The sequence below is a fragment of the Erythrobacter sp. Dej080120_24 genome, from assembly GCF_036322605.1.
GTDB lineage: Bacteria > Pseudomonadota > Alphaproteobacteria > Sphingomonadales > Sphingomonadaceae > Erythrobacter > Erythrobacter aurantius.
In genome coordinates this window covers 592,964-617,823 of record NZ_AP027262.1, presented here as the reverse complement: position 1 = coordinate 617,823, position 24,860 = coordinate 592,964, and the positions used below count along the sequence as shown (strand labels likewise).

Genomic DNA, 24,860 nt, shown 5'->3' with positions numbered 1-24,860 from the left:
TGGCTGGACGCGCGTGTGCGGTTGCGGGTCGCTGAGTATTTCCGAATATGATTCTAGATCGCGTAAAGCCGCTCGATGCAATCCTGGCGGCGGCGAAGCGTAAGTCGCTCAAACGGACAATGGGCGGCCTGCAACTGATGCTGTTCGGCATCGGCTGCATCATCGGCACCGGCATCTTCGTTCTGACGGCGGCAGGCGCGCAAAAGGCGGGGCCGGGCTTGATGCTCGCCTTTGCCATAGCCGGAGCGATCTGCATCGTTGCCGCACTGTGTTACGCCGAAATCGCCTCCACCATTCCGGTATCGGGATCGGCCTATACTTACACCTATGCGACCATGGGCGAATTCCTGGCCTGGACGGTCGGCTGGGCGCTGGTGCTCGAATACGCGATCGCGGCGAGCGCGGTATCGGTCGGTTGGTCGGGCTATTTCGTCGGCACGATCCTTAATGAAACGCTCGGGATAACGCTTCCGGCTTGGCTTTCCGGCGGCCCGCTGGCGCTGGGCGGGGTCGAAGGCGGGTTGATCAACCTGCCCGCGCTGGTGATCGCGCTGCTGGTGACAGGGTTGCTGATGATCGGCACCAGCGAAAGCGCCAAGGTCAACGCGGTGCTCGTCGCCATCAAGGTGTCGGCGTTGACGATCTTCATCGCGCTTACCCTGCCTCAGGTCGATCCGGACAAGTTCAACCCCTTCCTCCCCGCAGGCGTTTTCGGCGGCTGGGGCAGCGGGCTGGGCGCAGTCGGCGCGGCGGCGACGATCTTCTTCGCCTATGTCGGGTTCGACGCAGTTTCGACCGCGGCGGAGGAAACCAAGGATCCGCAGCGCAATGTGCCGATCGGCCTCGTCGGATCGCTGCTGTTCTGCACCGTGTTCTATATCGCGGTGGCAGCCGGCGCGATCGGCACCATCGGCGGCCAGCCGATCATGGGGCCGGACGGCATTCCCTTCCCTGCGGGCTCTGAAGAACTGGCACGCCAATGCGCGCTGCCTGCCTATTCCTCGGCTCTGGTGTGCTCGGACGAGGCGCTGGCGCATGTCCTGCGGCAGATCGGCTGGTCGGGCGTGGGCAATGCGCTGGGCTATGCCGCATTCCTTGCGCTGCCTTCGGTGATCCTTGTGCTGCTGTTTGCGCAGACGCGCATTTTCTTCGTGATGAGCCGCGACGGGCTGTTGCCCGAGGTTTTGAGCAAGGTGCACCCCAAATGGCATACGCCGCATGTCGTCACCATGATTACCGGCGCAGCGGTGGCTGTGGCGGCGGCATTCCTGCCGGTCGGACAGCTTGCCGATATCGCGAATGCCGGCACACTGTACGCTTTCGCACTGGTCGCAATCGCGGTGCTGGTGCTGCGCAAGCAACGCCCCGATGTGCATCGGCCGTTCCGTGTCCAAGGGGTGTGGGTGATCGCGCCTGCTGCCGTTGCGGGATGCATCTTCCTGTTCCTCAACCTGCCGCTCGATGCGATGATCGTGCTGCCCGTGTGGACCGCTATCGGCATCGCGATCTACCTCGCCTATGGCCGCAGCCGCAGCCATCTGGGCAAGGGCATCGTCGAAGTGGTGGACGATATCGAAGGTGACGAGGCGCTGGTTCCGATCGATCCCCCCAAGGGCTGATCGACAGGAGGGCGTCAGCCTGACACGGCGGGTTGCTGTTGTGTCAGGCAGTGCACACCTCCGCCATCCCAGTTTGCCGCCAGCGGATTGATCTGGACGATCTCACGATCCGGGAACAGCTGTTTCAGGATCGCGGCGGATTGCTCGTCGCTCTCGCGTAGATGATCGGGCAGGCCGTCGTCGCCGTACCTTGCCGACACCACCACGCCGTTGGTGACGAGAAAGTTGAGGTAACTGACCGCCGGCACATCGATCACCTCATCACCGATCTTGAAATCGCGATAGACGGAACGTGCATCGAAACCTGTCGGGGCCGCTATGAAGTCCCTTTCGGTGAGCTTGCGGGGGCGCAGGAACGGGCCGACGTCAGGCACCGGCATCGTGATGACGTTGAACGGCTTCCCATCAGGATCGCGCGCTTCTTCTAGCTGGCGCCGGTTCTCGGTGAGGATTTCGTGATCCAGCCGCATCAGAGGATCGCGATCACGTTCGGCCTCGCTGACCTCGCCGACAAGGATCGTGTCTTCGCTGACGAAGCGCACATATTCATCGACATGCCCGTTCGCACCCCAACCAAAGAAATTGGCGACCTTGGGCCCGGCAAACACCCGATCCGTGATCGGTGCACGATCAAGCCAGATGACCTGCTCCTTGCCGTACATCCGTTTGAGCTCGCTTTCGATCTCGGCCAGCGACTTGCCCGGATTGCGGTGCAACGCGGCATCGCGATAGGTGACGAGCGAGCGCGAATTGACCTCCAGCCCGCCTCCCTCGGCGACAACATCGGATTCGATCAGCCTGTATGCACGCGCGGCTGCGATCTGCCGGGGGGCCTTCCCGCGTCCCATCTGGCCGGGGCTGCTCCAGGGCCAGGGGAAGCCGTAATTGCCCCATTTGAAGGCGGCGATCTGCAACCGCTCGCCATTGGAAACAAACAGCGGCCCGGTGTCGCGCACCCACACATCGACCGTTTCCTGCCTGTTGAAGCTGACCCTGCCGGGATCGATGTTCCGTTCGGCCATCAGCTCGCCGATGCGGCGACTGCTGTCTGCATCTTCGACGTTGACGATGACGGGGATGTAGGGCGTGAGCGCCGCGAGCATGTCCAGCCGCAGACGGACGTGGCCTTCATCATCGAACAGGCCTTGGTTCCAGCCGATCCAGACGGCTTCGTGAGCGTGCCATTCGGGCGGGAATGTATAGCCTTCTGGGCTGGCAAAACTCCCGGCCCGGGCAATCGTGGTGCCCGAAACCAGCGAAGCGGCGGTCGCACTTGCGAGGAAATCACGTCGGTCCATTATGGGTTCCCCTTGAGGTTTTGCCGAAAAACAATCGCTTCAAGATCCGCTGCGCAAGCCACAGGAGCGCAACCGCGATTAGCAGCAGCAATGCGGCTATTCCGGCGGCGGCCATCGGGTATTCATAGGCGAGCCACAGCAGACCGACGGTGGCGATATCCTCGGCGCTGGAGGCGGCGATATTGCTGACCGGCTCGGGAGAGGTGTTGACTACAGCCCGCGCCGACGCCTTGCCGCCATGCGCGAGGAAGCTCGCTCCACCGCCCAACAGGAATGCGACCACCTGCGTCGCCGGGTCGGACGGGTCCACGATGGCGAGCGCCAGCAGAGCGCCGCCTACGGGCCGCACAAAGGTGTGAACCGCGTCCCACGCGCTGTCGAGCCAGATGACCTTATCGGCGAAGAATTCAGCCAGCGCGCCGATCAACGCGATGCCCATCACCCAGGGGTTCGCCAGCACGGCGAGACTGGCGAGATGTTCAGGCACCGGCAGCGCCTCCAGCCGCATGGCAAGCCCAGTGGCAAAAATGCAAAGATAAAGCCGCCAGCCTGCTAGGAGGCTGACGCTGCCTGCGATCCCGATGATTTCTATGATGCCCATGCGCTGCCTCTCCCGATAGAGAAGGATGCGCGCCTGTCCGCACCAGCGCAAGGTGTCAGTTTATCAGGTCAAGATCAGGGTCTGGCTCGTCGCCGTCCTCAAGCTGGATGCCAAAGCTGTTCAGCATCATCGAAACCTGTGTGTACTGTCCGACGGTAAAGACCAGATCCATCCGGCCCTTGTCGCCCAGATCTGCAAGCGCATCCCAACTCGCCTGGCTGACGAACTGATCGGCATGTAGCTCGTCTGCGGCGCGCAGCATGGCGGCTTCCAGTGGGCTCCAGCCTTCGGCATCGGGACCGGTCTTGATCCGGACGATATCCTCATCGGAAAGGCCGCAGAGTTTTCCGATCCGCCTGTGCTGGGCAAATTCGTAGCCCGATCCGCAATTCCAGCCAGTGCGCAGGATCACCATCTCCCGCTCGCGCGCGGGCAGGGCATTGCGGCGCGACAGGATGTAATCGCCCCACCCCAGAAAGGCGCGCAGGGCCTTGGGCGCATGGACTAGCGTGCGGAAGATGTTGAGCACCTTGCCGCCGCCGACCAGATTGTCCGGTTTGGTGAAAGGCGCGAGCGCCTCCGCCTGCGTCTCGTCGAGCCGGTCGAGGTCAACCGGCTCGATCCGAGGACGCTTGAGGCGCATCAAAACACCTCGAACAGGCCCGCTGCGCCCATGCCGCCGCCGACGCACATGGTGACGACGACGTATTTCGCGCCGCGACGCTTGCCTTCGATCAGCGCGTGGCCGGTGCACCGTGCGCCCGTCATCCCATAGGGGTGGCCGATCGAAATCGAGCCGCCGTTGACGTTGAGGATGTCGTTGTCGATGCCCAGCTTGTCACGGCAATAGAGCACCTGCACCGCAAAGGCTTCGTTCAGTTCCCACAGGCCGATGTCGTCCATCTTGAGCCCGGTCTGCTTGAGCAGCTTGGGGATGGCGAAGACCGGGCCGATGCCCATTTCGTCAGGCTCGGTACCGGCAACGGCCATGCCCACATAGCGGCCGAGCGGCTGAAGGCCCTTCTGCTCTGCAACCTTGGCTTCCATCAGCACGCTGGCCGACGAACCGTCCGAAAGCTGCGAGGCGTTGCCCGCCGTGATGCACATGCCCGGACCCATCACCGGCTGAAGCGCCTGCAAGCCTTCGAGCGTGGTCGAAGGACGGTTGCCTTCGTCCTTGGTGATGGTGGTTTCGACTTCGGAGACTTCGCCGGTTGCCTTGTCCTTGACCATCATCGTGGTGGTGACAGGCACGATTTCGTCGTCGAACTTGCCCGCTGCCTGAGCGGCGGCAGTGCGCATCTGCGACTGGTAAGCGTATTCGTCCTGCGATTCGCGGCTGACGTTGTAACGCTTGGCCACGGTTTCAGCCGTGCCGAGCATCGGCATGTACACGTCTTTGTGCATCGCGATCAGCGAGCGGTCGGGCGCGACGCGCATTTCCGGAGTCTGGACGAGGCTGATCGAATCCTGGCCGCCGCCAACGACGATATCCATGTTGTCGACGATGATCTGCTTGGCAGCGGTGGCAATTGCCATCAGGCCGGACGAGCACTGGCGATCGATGGTCTGTGCAGCCACGCTGACCGGCGCACCGCCGCGCAATGCGACCTGACGTGCGATATTGCCCGACTGCGTGCCCTGCGTGAGCACGGCACCCCACACCACGTCGTCGATTTCAGCCGGGTCGATCCCGGCGCGCTCGACAGCGGGCTTGAACGAATATGAGCCGAGCGTCGCGCCCGGCGTGGCGTTGAAGCCGCCCTTGTATGCGCGCCCGATCGGGGTACGGGCGGTGGAAACGATGACTGCGTCACGTGACATGGGGGTATCCTTTGTGTGGTCGAGGCCCTGCCGAAGCGGGCGCCTCTCAAATAGGGGTTTTCAACCAGCTGCAGCCCCCGCAAGCGCGGAGGCCCGCACCCGGATCAGACGAAAAACTGCGTGATCCACTCGCACATCAGCGCAGGCTTGTCCTCGCCTTCGATCTCGATCGTGATCTCGGCGGTCTGCTGCCACTGGCCGGGGCGCTTTTCGATCATTTCGACCAGCTTCCAGTGGCCGCGAATGCGCTTGCCCACGCGAACCGGCGCGATGAAACGGGTTTTGTTGCCGCCATAGTTCACGCCCATCTTCACATTGTCGATCTTGGGCATGTCGCTGTTCGCGGACAGATAGGGGATCATCGACAGGGTCATGAAGCCATGCACGATGGTGCCGCCGAACGGGGTCAGCTTGGCCTTTTCCTGATCGATGTGAATGAACTGATGGTCACCGGTCGCATCTGCGAACATGTTGACCTTGTCCTGAGTCATTTCGACCCATTCACTGGTGCCGATATTCTCGCCGACTTTGGCGGCCAATTCCTGCGGGCTCATGGGGCTCTCCTGTCCTTGTGCGCCCTCCATTTCCCGGTGGGAGAACGCTTCGTTGCGGGCGCTTCATGGCCCAAGCGGACGGGGAGTGCAATGCGCCAGACTATGCCGTTACGGCACCGCGGCCCGACGCTTCGCCCGCTTCGGCGCACGCGCGCTCGCGGCGGCGCTTTTCGCTCGGATAAAGCCGCTTTTCCTCATCCAGCGCGGCTTTCGCCGAATCGAGCCGCCGGACATAGGTGTCGAGCCCGATCTGAAGCCCGACGATCATCAGGAAAGCGGGCTGATAGGCAATGCCCTGGAACAGCGCGCCGACGAAATAGATCAGGCTCGCCATCTGCAACGCGCTCGCCATGGGCGCGATCCAGCTTTCGGTCTCTTCAGTGACGCCGCGCCATCGGCGATAGATCTTCTCCATCTGCCAGACACCAAGCAGGTGGATTGAAAGCCAGATGATGAGGCCCGGATAGCCCTGTTCTCCCAGCACCTCGAACACGGAGGAATGGAAGGCGCGGGCTTCGTCGGTCACTTCCTGATACTGGATGGTGACGGTGTTGTCGGTCTCTTCCTTGACCGGCATGACATAGGTGAAGCTGTTGGCGCGGTAGGAATCGAATCCGCCGCCCAGCGGATTGCGATTGGCGTAGTCGATCGTCCATTCCCAAACCGCCACACGGGTTGAGGCGCTCTGGTCGCCACCAGGTTCCGCGATGGTTGCCATCCGGTCGTAATAGCTTTGCGGCAGGAACGGCAGCGCGATCACCACCATGGCCCCGGCCGCTGCAACGAAGATCAGCCGCTTTTCGGTAAAGCGCAGCAACAGCACCCCCAGCGCGGCAATGCACAGCAGGCCGGTGCGCGCTTCGGTGCCGATCGGGATCAGCAGGCTGGCAAAGATCAAGGCGATACCAAAGACGCTCACCGTCCAGTGCGGCCGGAAGATGGTGCCATGCTTCATGAACCACACGATCATCGGAATCAGGCCGATGGCGATGGTGGCCAGAGTGGAGCTTTCGTAGATGCCGCTGTTGTCGTTGACGAAGAACTTGAGGCTGCCATAGCCGCCTCCGCCCAGCACCGTCTTGAGACCGGTGGAAACGACGATGGTGGCGACCGAAAGGATCACGGTCAGGCCCAGAGCCTCGATCCGGGCGCGGGTGGTAATGGTGAGCGGCAGGAAGATCGCGAACAGCAGGGCCTTCCACACCCAGTCCCACTTCGTCCCCGCCGGTTCGGGAAAGGCCGATCCTTGCAAAGTGTACCAGCACCACCCCATGAAAATCAGGAGCAGGAACTGCCGCAGCGAGAACCGCGCGCCTTCCTTGCGATCGAGCAGCAACCATCCGCCGAATGCGGCGCCAAACGCGATGAGGGACACCGGCAGGCTGGTGATCAGCGAATATCCGATCCGCTGAGGCGCGAGAATGTCGATGTAGACATACAGCAGCACCCACAGGAACGGGCGACGCAGCCCCAGCAGCAGGACGAAAGCGATGAAGGACAGGAAAACGAGGTCAAGCATCAGGTGATCTCATCCTGATCCTGCGGACCATCCGCCGAATCATCATGGCCTTGCGATTGCCCTCGACGGGACGCATTTCGCCCAGCGACGCTTGCAGCATCGCGCCGTGCGCGCAGCGCATCGACAAAACTCTGGATGTGCGGATCGACATCCAGCTCTTCGCGCATCACCAGCCGCAACAGCGCGATGGCGAGCAGCCCGTGGCCCAGCGCGAGAGAGAAATAGTCGATCATGTCACATGCGCCATTACCCCAATGCGGTTGACGGCCCGTTAAGCACAATCGGGTTATTGCGCATCGCATGACCCGCGTTCTTCACGTCCTCGATCATTCGCTGCCGCTCCACAGCGGCTACACCTTCCGCACCCGCGCCATCCTGAAAGCGCAGCAAGCACTGGGGCTGGAGGTGCGCGGCATCACCTCGCAACGGCACAATCTCGAAGCCGAATGGGAATGCGATGTCGAAGAAATCGACGGCCTGACCTTCCATCGCACCGCGGGGACACCCGAAGGCCCCATGCTGGTAAGCGAATTCAAGGAAATGGCGGCACTGTCCTCCTCAATTCAGGCTTTGGCGAAGGAATGGCGGCCCGACATCATTCATGCCCACTCGCCCGCGCTCAATGGCGGCGGCGCCCTGCGCGCGGCACGAAGCCTCGGAATTCCGCTGTTCTATGAAATTCGCGCTTTCTGGGAAGACGCGGCGGTCGGGAACCGGACGGGGACCGAAGGATCGGCCAAGTATCGCCTGACCCGCGCACTCGAAACACGGATCGCCAACAGCGCCGATGCCGTCTTCACGATCTGCGAAGGTCTGCGCGACGATCTTGTCTCGCGCGGGATACCCGGGGGCAAGATCGGCGTGATGCCCAATGGCGTCGACCTGACCCTGTTCGGTGAACCGGTTGCTCGCGATGCGGCGCTTGGCGATGCCTTGGGCCTTGAACCGGGGGCGCCGGTCATCGGCTACATCGGCAGTTTCTACGATTACGAAGGCATCGACGATCTGATCGCCGCGATGCCAATCCTGCGCAAGATCCACCCCGAAGCGCGGCTGCTCATTGTCGGGGCCGGGCCGATGGATGCAAGCTGGCGCGCAGCAGCCGCCAGCCTTCCCGAACCCGATGCCGTGATCTTTACCGGGCGGGTGCCGCATCATGAAGTCGAACGCTATTATTCGCTAGTAGATATACTGGCATACCCGCGAAAGGCTTCGCGCCTGACCGATCTGGTAACGCCGTTGAAACCGCTGGAGGCGATGGCGCAGCGGCGGCTTGTGGCGGCATCGAATGTGGGCGGCCACCGCGAACTGATAACCCACTCAGAAACAGGCTTTTTGTTTGATCCGGACAATCCCGCAGCCTGCGCCGCGACGCTTGCCGAAATGCTTGACGCACGCGATCAATGGGAAGCGATCCGCAACCGCGGCGTCGAACATGTCCGCCATCGCCACGACTGGCACGATAACGCGCGGCGTTATCTCGACGTTTACCATCTCCTGCTAGCCAAGGTTAATCGCGGGAGCGCCTTTGAGGCGAAATCGCGGAAACAGGGATTACGGGCATAGGGGTCGCACAAGAAGTCCCTTCGTCCGGCAGCAGGCAAAGGGTAAGATGCGGCTTCGACAGAACCTTGAGAAAGAGCCCGAACGGCGCGTGCGGTCGCGCAGCAAGGGTGCTGCGAGTTCGATCCGGAATCACAAGATCTTTGTCCCCATGCTCACAGCTTGGGGGGCGACGCTGCTGGGACTTTGCGTGTTCGTCCTGCCTGATGTGCTGATTGCGCGCATGGCGGTTCTGGCTGGGCTCGTTTCGCTCGGGATGCTGGCCAAATTCATCTTTGCCGCCGTCGGGGCGGTGCTGGGCGGCGGACTTGCCTTTGTTCTGGCCGCTGCCTTGCGGGATGGCGCACGCGCACAGATCGAATCGGCGCCTGTCGTCTCCGCAGTCAAAAGCCGGCGCATCCATCCGATCAATCCGGCAACCGATCTCGGCAGCGAAAGCCTCGATGCCCCGATCGAGGAAATGCCTTACACGCTGGAAGGCGAGGAAGAGGAGCCCGAAGCGGAGCCGGTTCAACCCACCGCCAAGCGCCAGCCCACGCTGGGCGAACTTTCCGCACGCGGTTACGAGATCGAGGAGCCGCGCGACCTATCTGAGGCCGATGGCCCTGAGCCCAGCTTCACCCGCAGTCATTTCAAGAGTGCGTTGATCGAATCCTGCGAAGGCGCAAGTTGCGAGGCCGCGCCTCTCAATACGCCCGATCCTGCGCCCGAAAAGGTCCAGCCGGTGAGCATCAAATCCGTCACACCCGGAGTGAGCGCGCCTCAACCGCTCGGCCGTCCCGGCTCGAATGGTGCATGGAGCCTCACCCAGTTCACGCCGCCTTCGAGCAAGGCCAAGCCGGCCGCGCAAGAAAGGCCGCGCGAGCTTGATCTGGCCGAATTTGCCGAGCTTCCCGGCCGCAACGCGGTCTGGGTCGAAGAGACGGCTGCTGCCCCCAAGCCGCGCGCTGTGCCTGCCAGCGCGCTTGAAAAGCTGCGCCAGACACCGCCGGAAGAACTCAGCCTGGTCGAAATGGTCGAGCGTTTTGCCGGTGCCTTGCACGAACACCAGCAGAAAGAGCAATCGCGCCTGCCACGCAGCGGCCCGGCCCGCGATGCCGCTCTCGCTGAAGCGTTGAAGGCGCTTACGCTGTTTACCGAGCGCGGTTTCGATCATCGAGAAGAAAACAGCGAGGCAAGCGATCTTAGCCAGACCGAGCGCGAACTGCGCGATGCTTTGGTGAAGTTGCAAACGCTGCGCGGTGCCGCCTGAATTTCGGGCGGATGTTGCCTGTTTCGCAATTCCGGAAGGGCTGAATCGCTCGTGAAGCAATCAAAATAAAGCCCAGCTACTGCATGGCGAAACAATAATTCGTTCTTCGCGGTTGCAATATGCCTGATCCGTCTGCAATAGGGGTCGCGAACAGATGCGCGGCCCTGCTCCATGCCGGGTGCGCTCGACATTTGCGCCTTTGCGAGGTGAGCCCGATGGCCGCTTCACCCCGCATCGGCATCTGACAGGACGGAACTTTGCCATGGGATATCCCAATTCCCAGGGTCTTTACGACCCCGCCAACGAACATGACGCCTGCGGTGTGGGCATGGTCGCGCACATCAAGGGCGTGCGCAGCCATTCGATCATCGAGCAATCGCTGGAGATTCTCGAAAAGCTCGATCATCGCGGTGCCGTTGGCGCCGATCCCCTGCTGGGCGATGGCGCGGGCCTGTTGATGCAGATTCCCGACGCGCTGATCAGGCGCTGGGCGGACGAAAACGGCCACGATCTCCCGCAGCCGGGCGAATATGCCGTCGCCATGTGCTTCATGCCGCAGGACGACGAAGCCCGCGATTTCGTGGCGGAGCAGTTCGAGAAGTTCTCTGCCAAGGAAGGCCAGCGTTTCATCGGCTGGCGCAACGTGCCGACCACGCTCGACGGCCTCGGCGATGCGGTGATCGCCTCCATGCCGGTGATCCAGATGGGCATCGTTGGGCGCGGGCCGAACTGCGCCGATCAGGACGCGTTCGAGCGCAAGCTGCTGGCGATCCGCAAGCAGTCGCTCAATCCGTTGGCCAAGCTCGCGGAAAAGCACGGCCTGCCGAGCCTGACCGACACTTACATGCCCAGCGTTTCCAGCCGCACCATCGTCTACAAGGGGCTGCTGCTCGCAACGCAGGTCAAGAGTTTCTACGACGACCTGCGCGATCCCGAATGCGTTTCCGCCTTCGGCCTTGTGCACCAGCGGTTTTCCACCAACACCTTCCCCAGCTGGCGGCTGGCACACCCGTTCCGCTTCATCGCCCACAATGGCGAAATCAACACGGTGCGCGGCAATGTGAACTGGATGAACGCGCGCCGCCGCACGATGGAAAGCGACCTGCTCGGCCCCGATCTTGACAAGATGTGGCCTATCATCCCGCACGGCCAATCCGACACCGCCTGCCTCGACAACGCGCTCGAACTGCTGCTGGCGGGCGGATACAGCCTTGCGCACGCGATGATGATGCTGATCCCCGAAGCGTGGGAAAGCAATGATCTGATGGATCCCAAGCGACGCGCATTCTACGAATATCACGCCGCGCTGATGGAGCCGTGGGACGGCCCGGCAGCGGTGTGTTTCACCGACGGCCGCCAGATCGGCGCGACGCTTGACCGCAACGGCCTGCGTCCCGCGCGTTTCTGCGTGACCAAGGACGACATCGTCTGCCTCGCTTCGGAAAGCGGCGTTCTGCCCTTTGCCGAGGAAGACATCGTGCGCAAATGGCGTCTCCAGCCGGGCAAGATGCTGCTGATCGACCTTGAGGAAGGCCGGATCATCGAGGATGAGGAACTGAAGGCCGAACTCGCCAATTCCGAGCCCTTCGACAAGTGGCTTGAACAGGCGCAGTACAAGCTTTCCGACATCAGCGAGATCGAGCCGGAACTGTCCCACGTTCCCGAACATTCGACGACGCTGCTGCAACGCCAGCAGGCTTTCGGATACACTCAGGAAGACATCAGCCGCTTCCTTGAACCGATGGCGACCAATGGCGACGATCCGGTGGGATCGATGGGCACCGACACGCCGATTGCCGTGCTGTCGAACCGCGCGCGGCTGCTTTACGATTACTTCAAGCAGAACTTCGCACAGGTCACCAACCCGCCGATCGATCCGATCCGCGAAGAACTGGTGATGAGCCTGCTGTCGATGATCGGCCCGCGCCCCAATCTGCTGGGTCACGAGGCCGGGACGCACAAGCGGCTCGAAGTCGAACAGCCGATCCTCACCAATGAGGACCTGGCGAAAATCCGCTCGGTCGAGGCGGGGCTCGACGGTGCGTTCCGTTGCTCCACCATCGACATCACTTGGGATGCCAGTGCGGGCGTCGAAGGGATCGAACTGGCGCTGAAAGAGATGTGCTGGGCCGCGACCGAAGCTGTGCTGCAGGACCAGAACATCCTAGTCCTGTCGGACCGCGCCCAGAGCGAAGACCGCGTGCCCATGCCGGCATTGCTGGCGACGGCTGCGGTGCACCACCATCTGGTGCGGCAGGGCCTGCGGATGCAGACCGGGCTGGTCGTGGAAACCGGCGAAGCGCGCGAGGTGCACCATTTCTGCGTGCTCGCAGGTTACGGCGCCGAAGCGATCAACCCCTATGTCGCGTTCGAGACGCTGGAGGACATCCGCGTCCGCAAGCATTCGGATCTGACCGCCGAGGAGGTGCAGAAGAACTACATCAAGGCGATCGGCAAGGGCATCCGCAAGGTGATGTCCAAGATGGGGATTTCGACCTACCAGTCCTATTGCGGCGCGCAGATTTTCGACGCGGTCGGCCTTTCAACCGAATTCGTCGAGAAGTATTTCACCGGCACGGCGACCACCATCGAAGGTGTCGGACTGGAACAGGTGGCAGAGGAAAGCGTGCGTCGTCACGCGCAAGCCTATGGCGACAATCCGCTGTACAAGGGCATGCTCGATGTCGGCGGCATCTACCAATACCGCCTGCGCGGTGAGGAACACGCATGGACCCCGCAGAACGTCGCGCAATTGCAGCACGCGGTGCGCGGCAACAACCATGCGAATTACGAAGAATTCGCCAAATCGGTTAACGAGCAGTCCGAGCGCCTGCTGACGATCCGCGGGTTGATGGAGTTGAAGAAGGCCGAAACGCCGATCCCGCTGGAGGAAGTCGAACCCGCAAGCGAGATCGTGAAACGTTTCTCCACCGGGGCGATGAGCTTTGGTTCGATCAGTCACGAAGCGCATTCGACGCTGGCCGTGGCGATGAACCGGATTGGCGGGCGTTCGAACACCGGCGAAGGCGGTGAAGAACCATTCCGGTTCAAGCCGCTCGACAATGGCGATTCGATGCGCTCGAAGATCAAGCAGGTCGCAAGCGGCCGGTTTGGCGTCACTACCGAATATCTCGTCAATTCCGACGACATCCAGATCAAGATGGCGCAAGGCGCAAAGCCCGGCGAAGGCGGTCAGCTGCCCGGTCACAAGGTCGACAAGCGGATCGGCGCGGTGCGCCATTCGACCCCGGGCGTCGGCCTGATTTCCCCGCCGCCGCATCACGACATCTATTCGATCGAAGACCTCGCGCAGCTGATCCACGATCTCAAGAACGTGAACACCGGCGCGCGGATTTCGGTGAAATTGGTGTCCGAAGTGGGTGTCGGCACCGTCGCGGCGGGCGTTTCAAAGGCGCGCGCGGATCATGTCACGATCTCGGGCTATGACGGCGGCACGGGCGCATCGCCGCTGACTTCGCTGACGCATGCCGGCTCGCCCTGGGAAATTGGCCTCGCCGAAACTCAGCAGACGCTGCTGCTCAACGATCTGCGCAGCCGGATCGCGGTGCAGGTCGATGGCGGCCTTCGCACAGGGCGTGACGTTGCCATCGGCGCGCTGCTGGGTGCGGATGAATTCGGCTTTGCCACCGCGCCGCTGATCGCTGCCGGCTGCATCATGATGCGCAAGTGCCATCTCAACACCTGCCCTGTGGGTGTCGCCACGCAGGACCCGGTGCTGCGCGCGCGTTTCACCGGCCAGCCCGAACATGTCGTCAACTACATGTTCTTCGTGGCCGAGGAACTGCGCCAGATCATGGCCGAAATGGGCTTCCGCAAGGTCGAGGAAATGGTGGGCCGGGTCGATCGGCTCGACATGACCCGGATGCATCGCCACTGGAAGGCTCGCGGGATCGACCTGTCGCGCCTGCTGCACATGCCCAAGCTGCGCGACGGCGCACCGCTGCGCAACACACAAGGGCAGGATCACGGGCTCGAAGCGGCGATGGACAATGCGCTTATCGCCGACGCGCGCGAAGCGATCACGGCCAAGACCCCGGTCGAGCTCAATTACGAGATCCGCAACGTCAATCGCACCGTGGGCGCGATGCTTTCGGGCGAAATCGCCAAGGCGCATGGCCACGAAGGGCTTCCGGCGGACACGATCCGGGTGAACCTTGCCGGCGTTGCCGGGCAGAGCTTTGGCGCTTGGCTGGCACATGGGGTGACGCTCGATCTGGTCGGCGATGCCAATGACTATGTCGGCAAGGGGCTGTCCGGCGGCCGCATCATCGTTCGTCCGCCCGAAGGGGTGGCGCGCGCTTCGGATGCCAATATCATCGTCGGCAACACGGTGCTGTATGGCGCCATCGCGGGTGAAGCCTATTTCTGCGGGGTTGCCGGGGAACGCTTTGCCGTGCGCAATTCCGGCGCGATTGCCGTGGTCGAAGGCGCTGGCGATCACGCCTGCGAATACATGACCGGCGGCGTCGTGGTTGTACTGGGCAAGACCGGGCGCAACTTTGCCGCAGGGATGAGCGGCGGGGTCGCCTATGTCTATGATCCCGATGGCGAATTCACCAATCTCGTCAATCACGCCCAGGTCGATCTGGTGCCGGTTTCCGCCGAGAATGACGCGGAGGAAGGCGCAGGCCGCCCGCAGCAGCGCACTCGCTCGGTCAATGACATGGGCATGGGTGACATGCTGCGCCACGACGCCGAGCGTCTGCGCATCCTTGTCGAACGGCACCAGCTGCACACCGGCAGCGCCGTGGCTGGCGCAATGCTGGCGGATTGGGACGCGACCCTTGGCAAATTCGTCAAGGTGATGCCGCGCGATTACAAGCGGGCGCTCGAAACGCTTGAGGCGGAACGCCTCGAAGCCGCCAGCGTGGCCGCGGAATAAGACTTCAGGAACGAGACGAACGACATGGGCAAGGACACCGGATTTCTCGAGCTGGATCGGCGCGAACGCGACTATCTCGATCCGAAGGAACGGCTGAACAATTACCGGGAATTCGTCATCCAGCCGGATGACGCGACGCTTTCGTCGCAGGCTTCGCGCTGCATGGATTGCGGCATTCCCTACTGCCACAACGGCTGCCCGGTGAACAATCTGATCCCGGACTGGAACAATCTGGTCTACGAACAGGACTGGAAGAACGCGCTCGACCTGCTGCACAGCACGAACAACTTCCCCGAATTCACGGGCCGCATCTGCCCCGCCCCGTGCGAGGCGAGCTGCACGCTCAACATCATCGACCAGCCGGTGACGATCAAGAGCATCGAATGCGCGATCATCGATCGCGGATGGAACGAAGGCTGGGTCACGCCGCAAGTTCCCGAAAAGAAGACCGGCAAATCGGTCGCCGTGGTCGGCTCCGGCCCGGCAGGGCTCGCTTGCGCGCAACAGTTGGCGCGCGCAGGGCACAGCGTCACTGTGTTCGAAAAGTCCGATCGGGTCGGCGGGCTGCTGCGTTACGGCATCCCCGACTTCAAGATGGAAAAGCACCTGATCAACCGCCGCTGCGTCCAGATGGAAGCCGAAGGCGTCGAATTCCGCACCAGCAAGGAAGTGGGCGTCGACATCTCGTTCAAGAGCCTGCAGGAAAACTTTGATGCGGTGGTGCTGGCAGGCGGCGCGGAAGACGCGCGGCCGCTCGCTATCCCCGGTGCGGAAATGCCGGGTGTGCGCCTTGCAATGGAATTCCTGACCCAGCAGAACAAGCGTGTGGCGGGCGATGCCGAGGAACGCGCCGCCCCGCGCGGCACGCTGAAGGCGACTGGCAAGCACGTCGTTGTGATCGGCGGGGGGGACACCGGATCGGACTGCGTCGGCACCTCCAATCGTCAAGGCGCAGCCAGCGTCACCCAGCTCGAAATCATGCCCAAGCCCCCGGAAAAGGAAGACAAGGCACTGACCTGGCCCGACTGGCCGCTGAAGCTGCGCACGTCCTCCAGCCATCAGGAGGGCGTCGAGCGCGACTGGGCCGTGCTGACCAAGCGTGTGATCGGTGACGGCGAAACCGTGACCGGGCTCGAATGCGCCCGGGTCGAATGGGTCGATGGCCAGATGCGCGAAATCGTGGGCAGCGAATTCACGATCAAGGCAGACCTGATCCTGCTGGCGATGGGTTTTGTCGGGCCGAAAAAGGCCGGACTGCTCGAACAGGCCGGGGTGGAACTGACCACGCGCGGCAATGTCGATGCCGACACCAACAGCTATGCCACCAGCGTCGAGAATGTCTTTGCCTGCGGCGACATGCGGCGCGGGCAAAGCCTTGTCGTGTGGGCAATCCGCGAAGGGCGCCAATGCGCGCGCTCCGTGGACGAGGCGCTGATGGGTGTGACAGAATTGCCGCGCTGATCACCCGAACCATCTGAAACGGTTAACAAAACCCTGCAAAATGGGTGAAATTGTCGTTCCAATACAATGGCTTCCAAGCGATCTTGGTAGATCGCTCCGCTCCCGTTTGCTCCCCTCGGCTTGACTTGTCAGAGTCCGGGTGGTCGAACGGGCGCGAGGAACGTTGGACGATAGTCGTGAAAAGCCGGCAGAAGCTTCATGACGGGAACAGGGATTAGAGGGTCGTGTCATCATTTAAGTTCCGCTGCGCAGCAAGCGCGCTGATCATCGCATTTGCAGCTCCGGCCATGGCAGAAAACGCCGCCGGGACGGAAATTACTCCGGAAACATTCGAACTCGCCGCCGCGCATAACGACACCATCATCATCGCCGATCAGCGGGTTGAGCGGCAGGTCGAGACGCTGGGCGCGCTTACCAACATCAACCCACCGGCGCTGGCATTGGCACAATCCTCCGCACCGGCGGCAGCCCCGCCGGCACGCCCGGCGCCAAAGCCGCTCGACGTGCGGGTGGTCGCTTCGCAATTCGTGGATGTCCCCGTAAGCGGCGATGCGCGCAGTCTGGCGCGATATTCGGGCCGGGTCGATGGCTATATCGAAGTCAATTCGAGCGTCTACGGCGGCCCGTCCAATCTCACGATCAAGCTGCGCCCGGAATACACATGGGGCCAGGACAGCAATGGCCAGGTCGGGCTGATCCCCGGCAACACCGCGCTGTTCCGTCCGGAAAATTCGGGCGATTTCGATCTGTCCGCCAGCCTGCTGTGGAAATGGAATTCCGGCGCGACGCTCGAAGTCGGCAAGATGAACCTGCTCGACACATCGGGCGCTCTGCCGATCGTGGCGAGCGACGGGCATTTCGGGTTCCAGAACCTCGGCATTGCCCTGCCGCCCACGGCCGTTGTGCCAAACACGCTTACCGGCGCGATGCTGACCGTGCCCAAGGGCAAGATGATCTACCGCGCATGGGTGTTCGACCCGGACAGCCAGTATCAGCGCACGGGATTTGAGACGGCGTTCGAAAGCGGGGTCGCCTTCATGGCCGCTGCCGCCCGCCGCGTCAGCATCGACAACAAGCCGGGGATCGTGAACCTCGCCATCGTCGGTTCGACCCGTGACAGCTTCGCGCAGGACATCCTGCCGCGCGCGCTCACCCCGCCGCCGCAGCCGTTCGGCACGTTCGGCAATGAAAGCGGCGAGCTGGCGATGCAGCTTTCCTACTACCAGTTCGTGAAGCTCTATCCCGAAGCCCGCGGCAAGGGCTGGGGCATCCTCGCACGCTTTCAGGCGTCGATGGGCGATCCCACCTTCCTCGATTATTCGGGATATTTCGGGATTTCAGGCAATCCGCGCTTCCGTCCGCAAGACCGCTTTGGCCTAGCCTATTTCCAGTATTCGCTGACCGACGAACTGGTCGACGACATCGCCTTCCGCCTCGGGATCGAGGACGAGACGGGCGTTGAGGCGTTCTACACCCACCAGATCTTCGACAGCGTCGGGCTGACGGCGAATGTGCAGGTGGTCGATAGCGCGGTGGCCTTTCGCGACACCGGCGTCACCGTGGGCGCGCGCCTGACGACGGTGTTCTGAACCGTATCCGGCGCTTGCGCGGGGTCTTACCCGTGCAGGCGCTGATACAGCAGCCGCGTTTCCAGCAGGTTGGAAATCCGCAAGCCCACTTCGATCACGTCGAAGGGCTTTGAAACGAAATCCTTTGCCCCCAGTGCCAGCGCCTTGCGCCGCGCCTGTATAGTGGTGTCCGCCGTCAGCACCAGCACCGGGCGGAACTCGTCGGGCTTGTCATGCCGCCCGAAGGCTTCGAGCAGCTGGAAACCGTCGATTTCGGGCATCATCAGGTCAAGCAGGACGATATCGGGCTGAAGGTCGATATAGGCCGCCAGCGCCTCCGTCGGATCGGTCAGGCAGTGCACATCGGTGTAGCCTTCGCGCTGAAGCACGCTGCGCAACAGCATGACGTTGGCTTCCTCGTCGTCGATGGCGAGAATGCGGCACGCCAGAACTTCGCTGCTGCTGACCAGACGTTTCATCACTTGGCCCCTTGGACTGCTGCGGATTGATCATCGGAAGCGGCGGCATCGGGGAGCCGGAAACAGAAGCGCGATCCGTTCTCCATCGCTTCGTACCAGATCGTACCACCCATCGATTCAACCAGACTCTTGGACAGGGCAAGGCCAAGGCCGGTCCCTTCGATCTTGCCGCGCTTCTGCTGGCCGAGCCGGTCGAACGCGGTAAACAGGCGCGGGATATGCGCCTCCTCCACGCCCGGCCCGTCATCCTCGACCGCGATTTCCACCCCTTGATCGGTGTTGCGCGCAACCAGCCGGACATGGGTGCCCTCGCGATTGTACTTGGCGGCATTGCCGATCAGGTTGAGCGTCACCTGTGTCACCCGCCGCCGGTCGGCCCGCACGCTGATCGGTGAGAAGGGGTCTTCCAGCTCGAAATCCAGCCCCGCACTCGCCACGATCGGCGCGGCAAGACGGTGGACTTCCTCCAGCAATTCCGAAATCTCGAAAGTGTCGATCTGGAGGTCGGCCCCGCCCGCCTCGATGCTGGAAATGTCGAGCAGATCGTTGATCAAAGCGAGCAGGTGGCGGCCCGATTTGGTGATTTGTCCGATCGCCTCGCGATGCTCGTCGGAAAAGTCATCCTCGTCGATCTCAAGCAATTGGCCAAAGCCGAGGATGGCGTTGAGCGGGGTGCGCAATTCGTGGCTGGTGCGCGACAGGAATTCGCTTTTTGCGCGGTTGGCGGCTTCGGCTTCCTCACGCGCGAGGCGCAGGGCTTCCTCGCTGCGGCGGCGTTCGGTCATGTCGCGGGTGACCTTGGCAAACCCGCGCAGCTGGCCCGCCTCATCGCGCAGGGCGGTGATGACGACGTTGGCCCAGAAGCGCGACCCGTCCTTGCGCACGCGCCAGCCCTCGTCCTCTGCCGCACCTTCGGCGCGCGCCCGTTCGAGCATGGCGCCAGGTAGGTAATCACGCGTTTCCTCGGGATAGAACTTGCTGAAATGCTGGCCGAGGATTTCTTCGGTCTGCCACCCCTTGATCCGTTCCGCGCCGAGGTTCCAGCTGGTCACCACACCGCCGGTGTCGAGCGTGAAGATGCCGTAATCGCGCACGCGTTCGATGATCAGGCGAAAGCGTTCCTCGCTTGCGCGCAAGTCGTCCTCGCGCGCGCGCAGCAATGCACTGGCCCCCACGAGCCGCTGTGTCAGGCGACCGATTTCATCGGCTTCCTCAGGTTGTTCGACTAGCCGCTCGCCACGGGCAAGCCGTTCGGCATCGCCTTCAAGCTTGTTCACGCGCCGCACGATCCCGGTCGAGAAAAGATACACGCCCGTCAGGCTGCCGAGCAGGCCGACGATGGCGCTGATCGTGGTGAGCGCAAGGAAGCCCGAACGCACCTCTTCCACCAGCAGGCGGCGTTCGTCGAGCACCACGGCTTCGCGGCGCTGCACGTTTTCGATCTCGGTCCGCACGGTGTCGAGCGCGGCCTTGTTCTCGGCCAGGGCCGCTTCAAGGTCTGCCGCGCTGATCGTGGTTGACGCCTCCGCCAGTTCGACAGTGGCGCGCAAGCCATCGCGTTTCTGCGCGACGACGCGGCGCAGATCCTCGAAATGGCCGCGCACAATCTGGTCTTCGATAGCGATGTCGAGCCGTTCCATCGTCACCGGAATTTCCGCTTCGGCCTGACGGTAATTGTCGAGAAACTGGCCTTCGCGGGTCAGCGCATAGCCGCGCACTCCGGCGGCGGCTTCGGCCAGCAGGGCGTGCACCTGATAGGTATCGCGCTGGATCGCGAAGGCGCGGCGGACATCGTCCTCGGCGCGGGATTCGGCGGTGCTGGCGAGGTAGAGCGAAACCAGCGAGCCCAGCAGGATCGCCAGCGGCAGGGCGATCACCACCAGCCCCTTGTATGCGAGCGGGCGGTCGGTCCAGAACCGCAGCAGCGGGATCGCGGGGCGGTTGGCGTTGCGTTCGGTCATGCGCGTCATTGCCCTCCGGCCCCGAGTTGCACCGCCAGCACCGCCGCCTGCGTGCGGTCGGCGACACCCAGTTTTCCGATCAGCCGTTCGACATGGACCTTTACCGTCGCCGGGCTGATGTCGAGTTCGCGCGCGATCTGCTTGTTCGTCAGCCCCAGGGCAATGCGTTCGACCACTTCGAGCTCGCGCCGGGTGAGTATCTGGTCGAGCGTTTCGCGGCGCGGTGTCGGGGCGTTGCCGCGCATCGCCGCATTCAGGAGCTCAATCGGCAGCGCGGAATGGCCCGCCATCACCTGATCGATCGCGCCGCGCAGTTCTTCGATCGCGGCTTCTTTCAGCACATAGCCCGCCGCTCCCGCCGACAGAGCCTCACGCACATAAGCGGGGGTTTCGTGCAAGGTCAGCATGATCACCCGGCTTGGCAGGCCTTGCGCAACGATCCGCCGGGTCGCCTCCAGCCCGTCGATCCCATCGCCCAGCCGCACGTCCATCAACACGATATCGGGCGCGAGCCGGGCGGCGAGTTCGATTGCCTCCTCCCCGCTCGCCGCAAGGCCGACGATGTCATAGCCGCCTTGCGACAGCACTGCGCTCAACCCCTCGCGGGCAAGCTGGTGATCATCGACGATCAGGATGCGTGGAGAAGTCATGCGCGCGATCAGCCTTGCGCCAGCCATGCCTCGACCACGACGCCCTGCGGTTCGCCCGCCCACCAATCGAGCCTTCCGCCAACCGCCGTCATGCGCTCGCGCATCACCTCGATCCCGAGGTTGAGCCCCGCTCCCGGCTGCGCCTTGCGGGTCTGGGCGCTGGGCCCGCAGCCATTGTCGGCAATCCGCAGCACCCGGCGCGGTGCATCGGGCGAAAGCAGCGCATCGACCTCCACCCGGCATGGGCCGCCCGCATGTTTGCGGATATTGGCAAAGGCCTCCTGCGCGACGCGGAACAGCGCGGTTTCAATCGCAGTCGAATGCCGCGCGGCCCCGGTTTCGATCCGCACTGACACATCATACCCGTCCGCTTCCAGCGCCTCGCACAGGGATCGCAGCGCCGGCACAAAGCCCAGATCGTCGAGCAGGGTCGGCCGCAACCCGGCAATCACGCGGCGCAATTCGGCCACCAGCCCGCGCGCTATCTCTGCCGGGCGCAGTTCGCCAGGCTGGCCACCTTCGGCGCTTTCGAGCACCCGCACCAGCGCTGTCGCGGTCTGAGCGACCCCGTCGTGCAATTCATGCGAGACACGCCGCCGCTCCTCTTCCTGCACGCTCACCAGCCGCTCGACCACGAATTCGAGGCTTTTCTCGCGCTGTTGCAGGGCATCGAGCAACTGCGCGCGCTCTTGCTCGCGGCGGATGCGATCGATGGTCGTGCCCATCAGATCCAGCTCCATCCGCACGGTTTCGCGATCTTCGGGATCGTCTATCTCGCGGATAGAGCGCAAACTGTCGATCACGAGCCGGGCGAGCGGGGCGCCGGATGATCCCGGCGCATTGATAGGCATTCCGCCTTCCGCACCCACCGGCAGAATCATCGCCGTGCGCCGCCCGAGGAAAAACGCCAGCCGCTCCGCGCATTTCGCAAGGATCGGCTCCAGCGTTTCCGGAGTGGCCTCGGCCAGTTCGCGGCCTGATACCGATAGCAGCCGCATGCGCGCCGCACGCGCTTCTGCTGCGCGGTACAATTCGCGCAGCTCGGCGATCGTCTCCGTATCGGAGGGAAGGACGGGAAGGTTACTGGCCATGCCCCTTTCTAGGGATGCCGGGAGAATCTGCATAGGCCATTCGGCGTAGGCCGCGAAGCCTGCCAAGCGGCTGATTTATGGTGGAAACACGGCCTCTATCTCCAACCCACCAGCCGGAGATATCGTCATCTGCCCGGCCAGCAGGAGAACAACCGATGAAAACCTCGCTCACCGCAGCCATCGCATTTGCCACCGCCAGCGTTCTGGCCGTTCCGGCCGTCGCAGACAACGGCATGCCCATCACCACCGAAGAAGTCGAAGCCGCACAGGCCGAATGGGGCCAGGGCATCGTCGACATCAGCACCGTTTACACCCAGGGCGGCGACTATGAAGCGCGGGCACGCCAGCACCTCGACACGCTCTACAACTACGGCAACTCGATGGTGCTGTTCAAGCCGACGCTTGCTGCCGAAGACCAGTTCCGCGGCACCTATGACGAAGCGCTGAGCTACTTCGTGCGCGGCAAGTATGCCGAAGACAGCGGCTTTGCGATCAAGGGCTGGACCAATGTCCGCTTCGAGAACGAAGGCATCGTGACCGATGACGACAACGCAATCGCCATGGGCAACTACTTCTTCACCGGCCCCGACGGCAGCGTGACCAAGGTCGAGTACACCTTCGGCTATGTCCGTGGTGCTGATGGCAAGCTCAAGATCAACACGCACCACAGCTCGGTACCGTTCCAGCCGACCACTGTCGCTGCCAACTAAACTCTCCTCTCCAAGAGAGATTCTCCAGGACCAGCAACTCCGGGAGAGCGGGCGGCATCCCACCGATGCCGCCCGCATTTATTGCTTCCCAAGATAACACGAAAGACCGTTCGCCAGACCCATGCGCAACACAGCCATCGCTTCGCTTGCCTTTGCCCTCTCGATTTCGGTAGCCACCCCCGCCGCCGCGAATGAGGAGGACTTCAACATCTGGACCGGCCAGTTCGTCACCGTCGATATCGACGAGGAAAAGGACTGGTTCGTGCGCGCCGAGGCGCAGGAACGCTTCACCAATGATGCCGACCGGCTGGGCCAGCTGCTGCTGCGCGGGCTTGTGGGATATCGCATCAACAAGGATGTCAGCATCGGTGGCGGCTATGCCTATATCCTGACCGATCCGATCGGCCCGGTGGAGCTGAACGAGCACCGTTTCTATCAGGAGCTCAACGTCCGGCTGATCCGCACCGATGGCGGGGTCACGCTGGAGTCGCGCACCCGTCTGGAACAGCGCACTTTCGAGGAAGGCGACAGCACATCCTGGCGCCTGCGCAATTTCGTGCAGCTTCGCGTTCCGATCAGCGAGAACAACAAGCTGGTCGCCTATTCAGAGCCGTTCATCGAGCTCAATGAAACCCAGTTCCAGCGCGGCGGCCTTAGCGTATGGCGCAATTTCGCGGGCGTCTCGGTTCCGCTGGCGCAAGGCATCGAAGTGGTGCCGGGTTATCTCAACCAGTATGTCGTTCGGAACGGCCCGGACCGGATCGATCACGTCGCCAACGTCAACCTGTTCATGAATTTCTGATCGGTCCGGCGTGACGCCCGCGTCTCTAGCGGGAAAGGGCAATCTGGCCCGGCGCGATTTGCGCCCAAGCGCGGGCTTTCCTACTCGTGCCCGTCGGGGGCATGATCCGACGTCATTCTTGCCGGGCCATTGGCGGCGTCGGCATGGCCCGGATCGGACGCAAATTGAAAGTTCACACCCGCCATTCCCGCAAGTGCGATATTATCGCTGTTTTTCATAATCTTGGGCGCAGGACCGATTTTTTCAAAACACCCGTTTCGGTGTTCCATGCCGCCCCACGCGACTCATACGAGCTGCGGCTCAAGCGACCAGTCGATGGCTTCGCGCCCATGCGCTTCGAGGAAGGCATTGGCCTGACTGAACGGGCGCGATCCGAAGAAGCCGTTGTGCGCAGAAAGCGGGCTGGGGTGCGCGCTGGCAAGGACAAGGTGATGATCGCCTGCGCCAAGTCCGCGCACGCGCCCGGCCTTCTTCTTGGCATGGCTGCCCCACAGGATGAAAACGGTCGGCTTCCCCCGGTCCGCAACCGCCTGCACACAGGCATCGGTGATGGCGTCCCAGCCGCGCCCCGCATGGCTGCCCGCCTGTCCTGCCTCCACCGTCAAAGTGTTGTTGAGCAGCAGCACGCCCTGATCGGCCCAGCGCGACAGATTGCCGGTGTTGGGGCGGGGAATACCCAGATCGCTCTCCAGCTCCTTGAAGATGTTGACGAGCGAGGGCGGCTGTTTGACCCCGTCCTGCACCGAAAAGCTCAGGCCATGCGCCTGACCGGGCCCGTGATAGGGGTCTTGCCCGAGGATCACGACCCGCACCGAGGGGAGCGGCGTTCTGGCGAGAGCCGCAAGCCGCTGCCCGCGCGGCGGGTAGATCGCCTTGCCCGCGTCTTCCTCCGCGCGCAGCCAGCCGCCCAGCTTGCGCGCTTCGGGTGTCGAAAGCACCGGATCGAGCGCCTCGCGCCAGCTTTCGGGGATGTCTTCGGATGCCATGATGCGGCAAGGCTACACG

General features: G+C 63.0%; 20 protein-coding genes. 8 read left to right on the top strand and 12 right to left on the bottom strand.

Translation table 11 applies throughout. From position 1 onward, the window contains the following. The first annotated feature begins 47 nt into the window (after positions 1-47). Positions 48-1,619, top strand: coding sequence for an amino acid permease (locus AABA34_RS03060; RefSeq protein ID WP_338303839.1), 1,572 nt, complete (start codon positions 48-50; stop codon positions 1,617-1,619). A 14-nt stretch (positions 1,620-1,633) separates the two neighbouring features. Here AABA34_RS03060 and AABA34_RS03055 read toward each other — a convergent pair whose 3' ends face one another. From AABA34_RS03055 to AABA34_RS03025, 7 genes are all read right to left on the bottom strand, one after another. Then, on the bottom strand, positions 1,634-2,917 hold the full coding sequence (locus AABA34_RS03055) for an agmatine deiminase family protein (RefSeq protein ID WP_338303838.1): 1,284 nt from the start codon (positions 2,915-2,917) through the stop codon (positions 1,634-1,636). Next, positions 2,904-3,518, bottom strand: a complete 615-nt coding sequence (locus AABA34_RS03050) for a DUF4126 domain-containing protein (RefSeq protein ID WP_338303837.1) — start codon at positions 3,516-3,518, stop codon at positions 2,904-2,906. The genes AABA34_RS03055 and AABA34_RS03050 overlap by 14 nt, the downstream gene beginning before the upstream one ends. 55 nt (positions 3,519-3,573) lie before the next feature. Beyond that, entirely contained in the window at positions 3,574-4,161 is a 588-nt protein-coding gene (locus AABA34_RS03045) for a carboxymuconolactone decarboxylase family protein (protein ID WP_338303836.1), read from the bottom strand. Next, the gene (locus AABA34_RS03040; RefSeq protein WP_338303835.1) at positions 4,161-5,342 is read right to left on the bottom strand and encodes an acetyl-CoA C-acyltransferase; all 1,182 of its coding nucleotides are present in this window, start codon (positions 5,340-5,342) and stop codon (positions 4,161-4,163) included. The genes AABA34_RS03045 and AABA34_RS03040 overlap by 1 nt, the downstream gene beginning before the upstream one ends. 104 nt (positions 5,343-5,446) lie before the next feature. Beyond that, entirely contained in the window at positions 5,447-5,896 is a 450-nt protein-coding gene (locus tag AABA34_RS03035; protein ID WP_252259579.1) for a MaoC family dehydratase, read from the bottom strand. Between the two features lie 100 nt (positions 5,897-5,996). After that, entirely contained in the window at positions 5,997-7,415 is a 1,419-nt protein-coding gene (locus tag AABA34_RS03030; RefSeq protein WP_338303834.1) for a putative O-glycosylation ligase, exosortase A system-associated, read from the bottom strand. Continuing rightward, the gene (locus AABA34_RS03025) at positions 7,415-7,648 is read right to left on the bottom strand and encodes a hypothetical protein (protein WP_338303833.1); all 234 of its coding nucleotides are present in this window, start codon (positions 7,646-7,648) and stop codon (positions 7,415-7,417) included. Before AABA34_RS03025 ends, AABA34_RS03030 begins: the two co-directional genes overlap by 1 nt. 67 nt (positions 7,649-7,715) lie before the next feature. Here AABA34_RS03025 and AABA34_RS03020 point away from each other — a divergent pair, with 67 nt between their 5' ends. From AABA34_RS03020 to AABA34_RS03000, 5 genes are all read left to right on the top strand, one after another. Then, complete coding sequence (locus AABA34_RS03020; RefSeq protein ID WP_338303832.1) at positions 7,716-8,981, top strand: TIGR04063 family PEP-CTERM/XrtA system glycosyltransferase; 1,266 nt, start codon at positions 7,716-7,718, stop codon at positions 8,979-8,981. Between the two features lie 46 nt (positions 8,982-9,027). Beyond that, positions 9,028-10,230 (top strand): hypothetical protein, encoded by a 1,203-nt coding sequence (locus tag AABA34_RS03015; protein WP_338303831.1) that lies wholly within the window; start codon positions 9,028-9,030, stop codon positions 10,228-10,230. A gap of 262 nt (positions 10,231-10,492) precedes the next feature. Further along, positions 10,493-15,133, top strand: coding sequence for a glutamate synthase large subunit (gene gltB, locus AABA34_RS03010; RefSeq protein ID WP_338303830.1), 4,641 nt, complete (start codon positions 10,493-10,495; stop codon positions 15,131-15,133). Between the two features lie 24 nt (positions 15,134-15,157). Continuing rightward, positions 15,158-16,594: a glutamate synthase subunit beta gene (locus AABA34_RS03005; protein ID WP_338303829.1), complete on the top strand. Its 1,437-nt coding sequence runs from the start codon at positions 15,158-15,160 to the stop codon at positions 16,592-16,594. Positions 16,595-16,818: 224 nt separating this feature from the next. Further along, a complete protein-coding gene (locus AABA34_RS03000) occupies positions 16,819-18,183 on the top strand; it encodes a carbohydrate porin (RefSeq protein ID WP_338303828.1) in 1,365 nt (454 codons plus the stop codon). Between the two features lie 26 nt (positions 18,184-18,209). On the opposite strand, the gene AABA34_RS02995 is transcribed toward AABA34_RS03000, so the two are convergent. From AABA34_RS02995 to AABA34_RS02980, 4 genes are read right to left on the bottom strand one after another with little or no spacing between them, the layout of a single operon-like run. Continuing rightward, positions 18,210-18,641, bottom strand: coding sequence for a response regulator (locus tag AABA34_RS02995; RefSeq protein ID WP_034956274.1), 432 nt, complete (start codon positions 18,639-18,641; stop codon positions 18,210-18,212). Further along, on the bottom strand, positions 18,641-20,602 hold the full coding sequence (locus AABA34_RS02990; protein WP_338303827.1) for a sensor histidine kinase: 1,962 nt from the start codon (positions 20,600-20,602) through the stop codon (positions 18,641-18,643). The genes AABA34_RS02995 and AABA34_RS02990 overlap by 1 nt, the downstream gene beginning before the upstream one ends. A gap of 5 nt (positions 20,603-20,607) precedes the next feature. After that, complete coding sequence (locus AABA34_RS02985; protein WP_338303826.1) at positions 20,608-21,252, bottom strand: response regulator; 645 nt, start codon at positions 21,250-21,252, stop codon at positions 20,608-20,610. A gap of 8 nt (positions 21,253-21,260) precedes the next feature. After that, positions 21,261-22,343, bottom strand: a complete 1,083-nt coding sequence (locus AABA34_RS02980; protein ID WP_338303825.1) for a sensor histidine kinase — start codon at positions 22,341-22,343, stop codon at positions 21,261-21,263. Between the two features lie 155 nt (positions 22,344-22,498). Between AABA34_RS02980 and AABA34_RS02975 the strand changes: the two genes are divergently transcribed. After that, entirely contained in the window at positions 22,499-23,053 is a 555-nt protein-coding gene (locus AABA34_RS02975) for a phosphoribosyl-AMP cyclohydrolase (RefSeq protein ID WP_338303824.1), read from the top strand. A gap of 121 nt (positions 23,054-23,174) precedes the next feature. Beyond that, positions 23,175-23,855, top strand: a complete 681-nt coding sequence (locus tag AABA34_RS02970) for a DUF2490 domain-containing protein (protein ID WP_338303823.1) — start codon at positions 23,175-23,177, stop codon at positions 23,853-23,855. Positions 23,856-24,139: 284 nt separating this feature from the next. On the opposite strand, the gene ung is transcribed toward AABA34_RS02970, so the two are convergent. Then, entirely contained in the window at positions 24,140-24,841 is a 702-nt protein-coding gene (gene ung / locus AABA34_RS02965; protein WP_338303822.1) for a uracil-DNA glycosylase, read from the bottom strand. Positions 24,842-24,860: the final 19 nt, after the last annotated feature.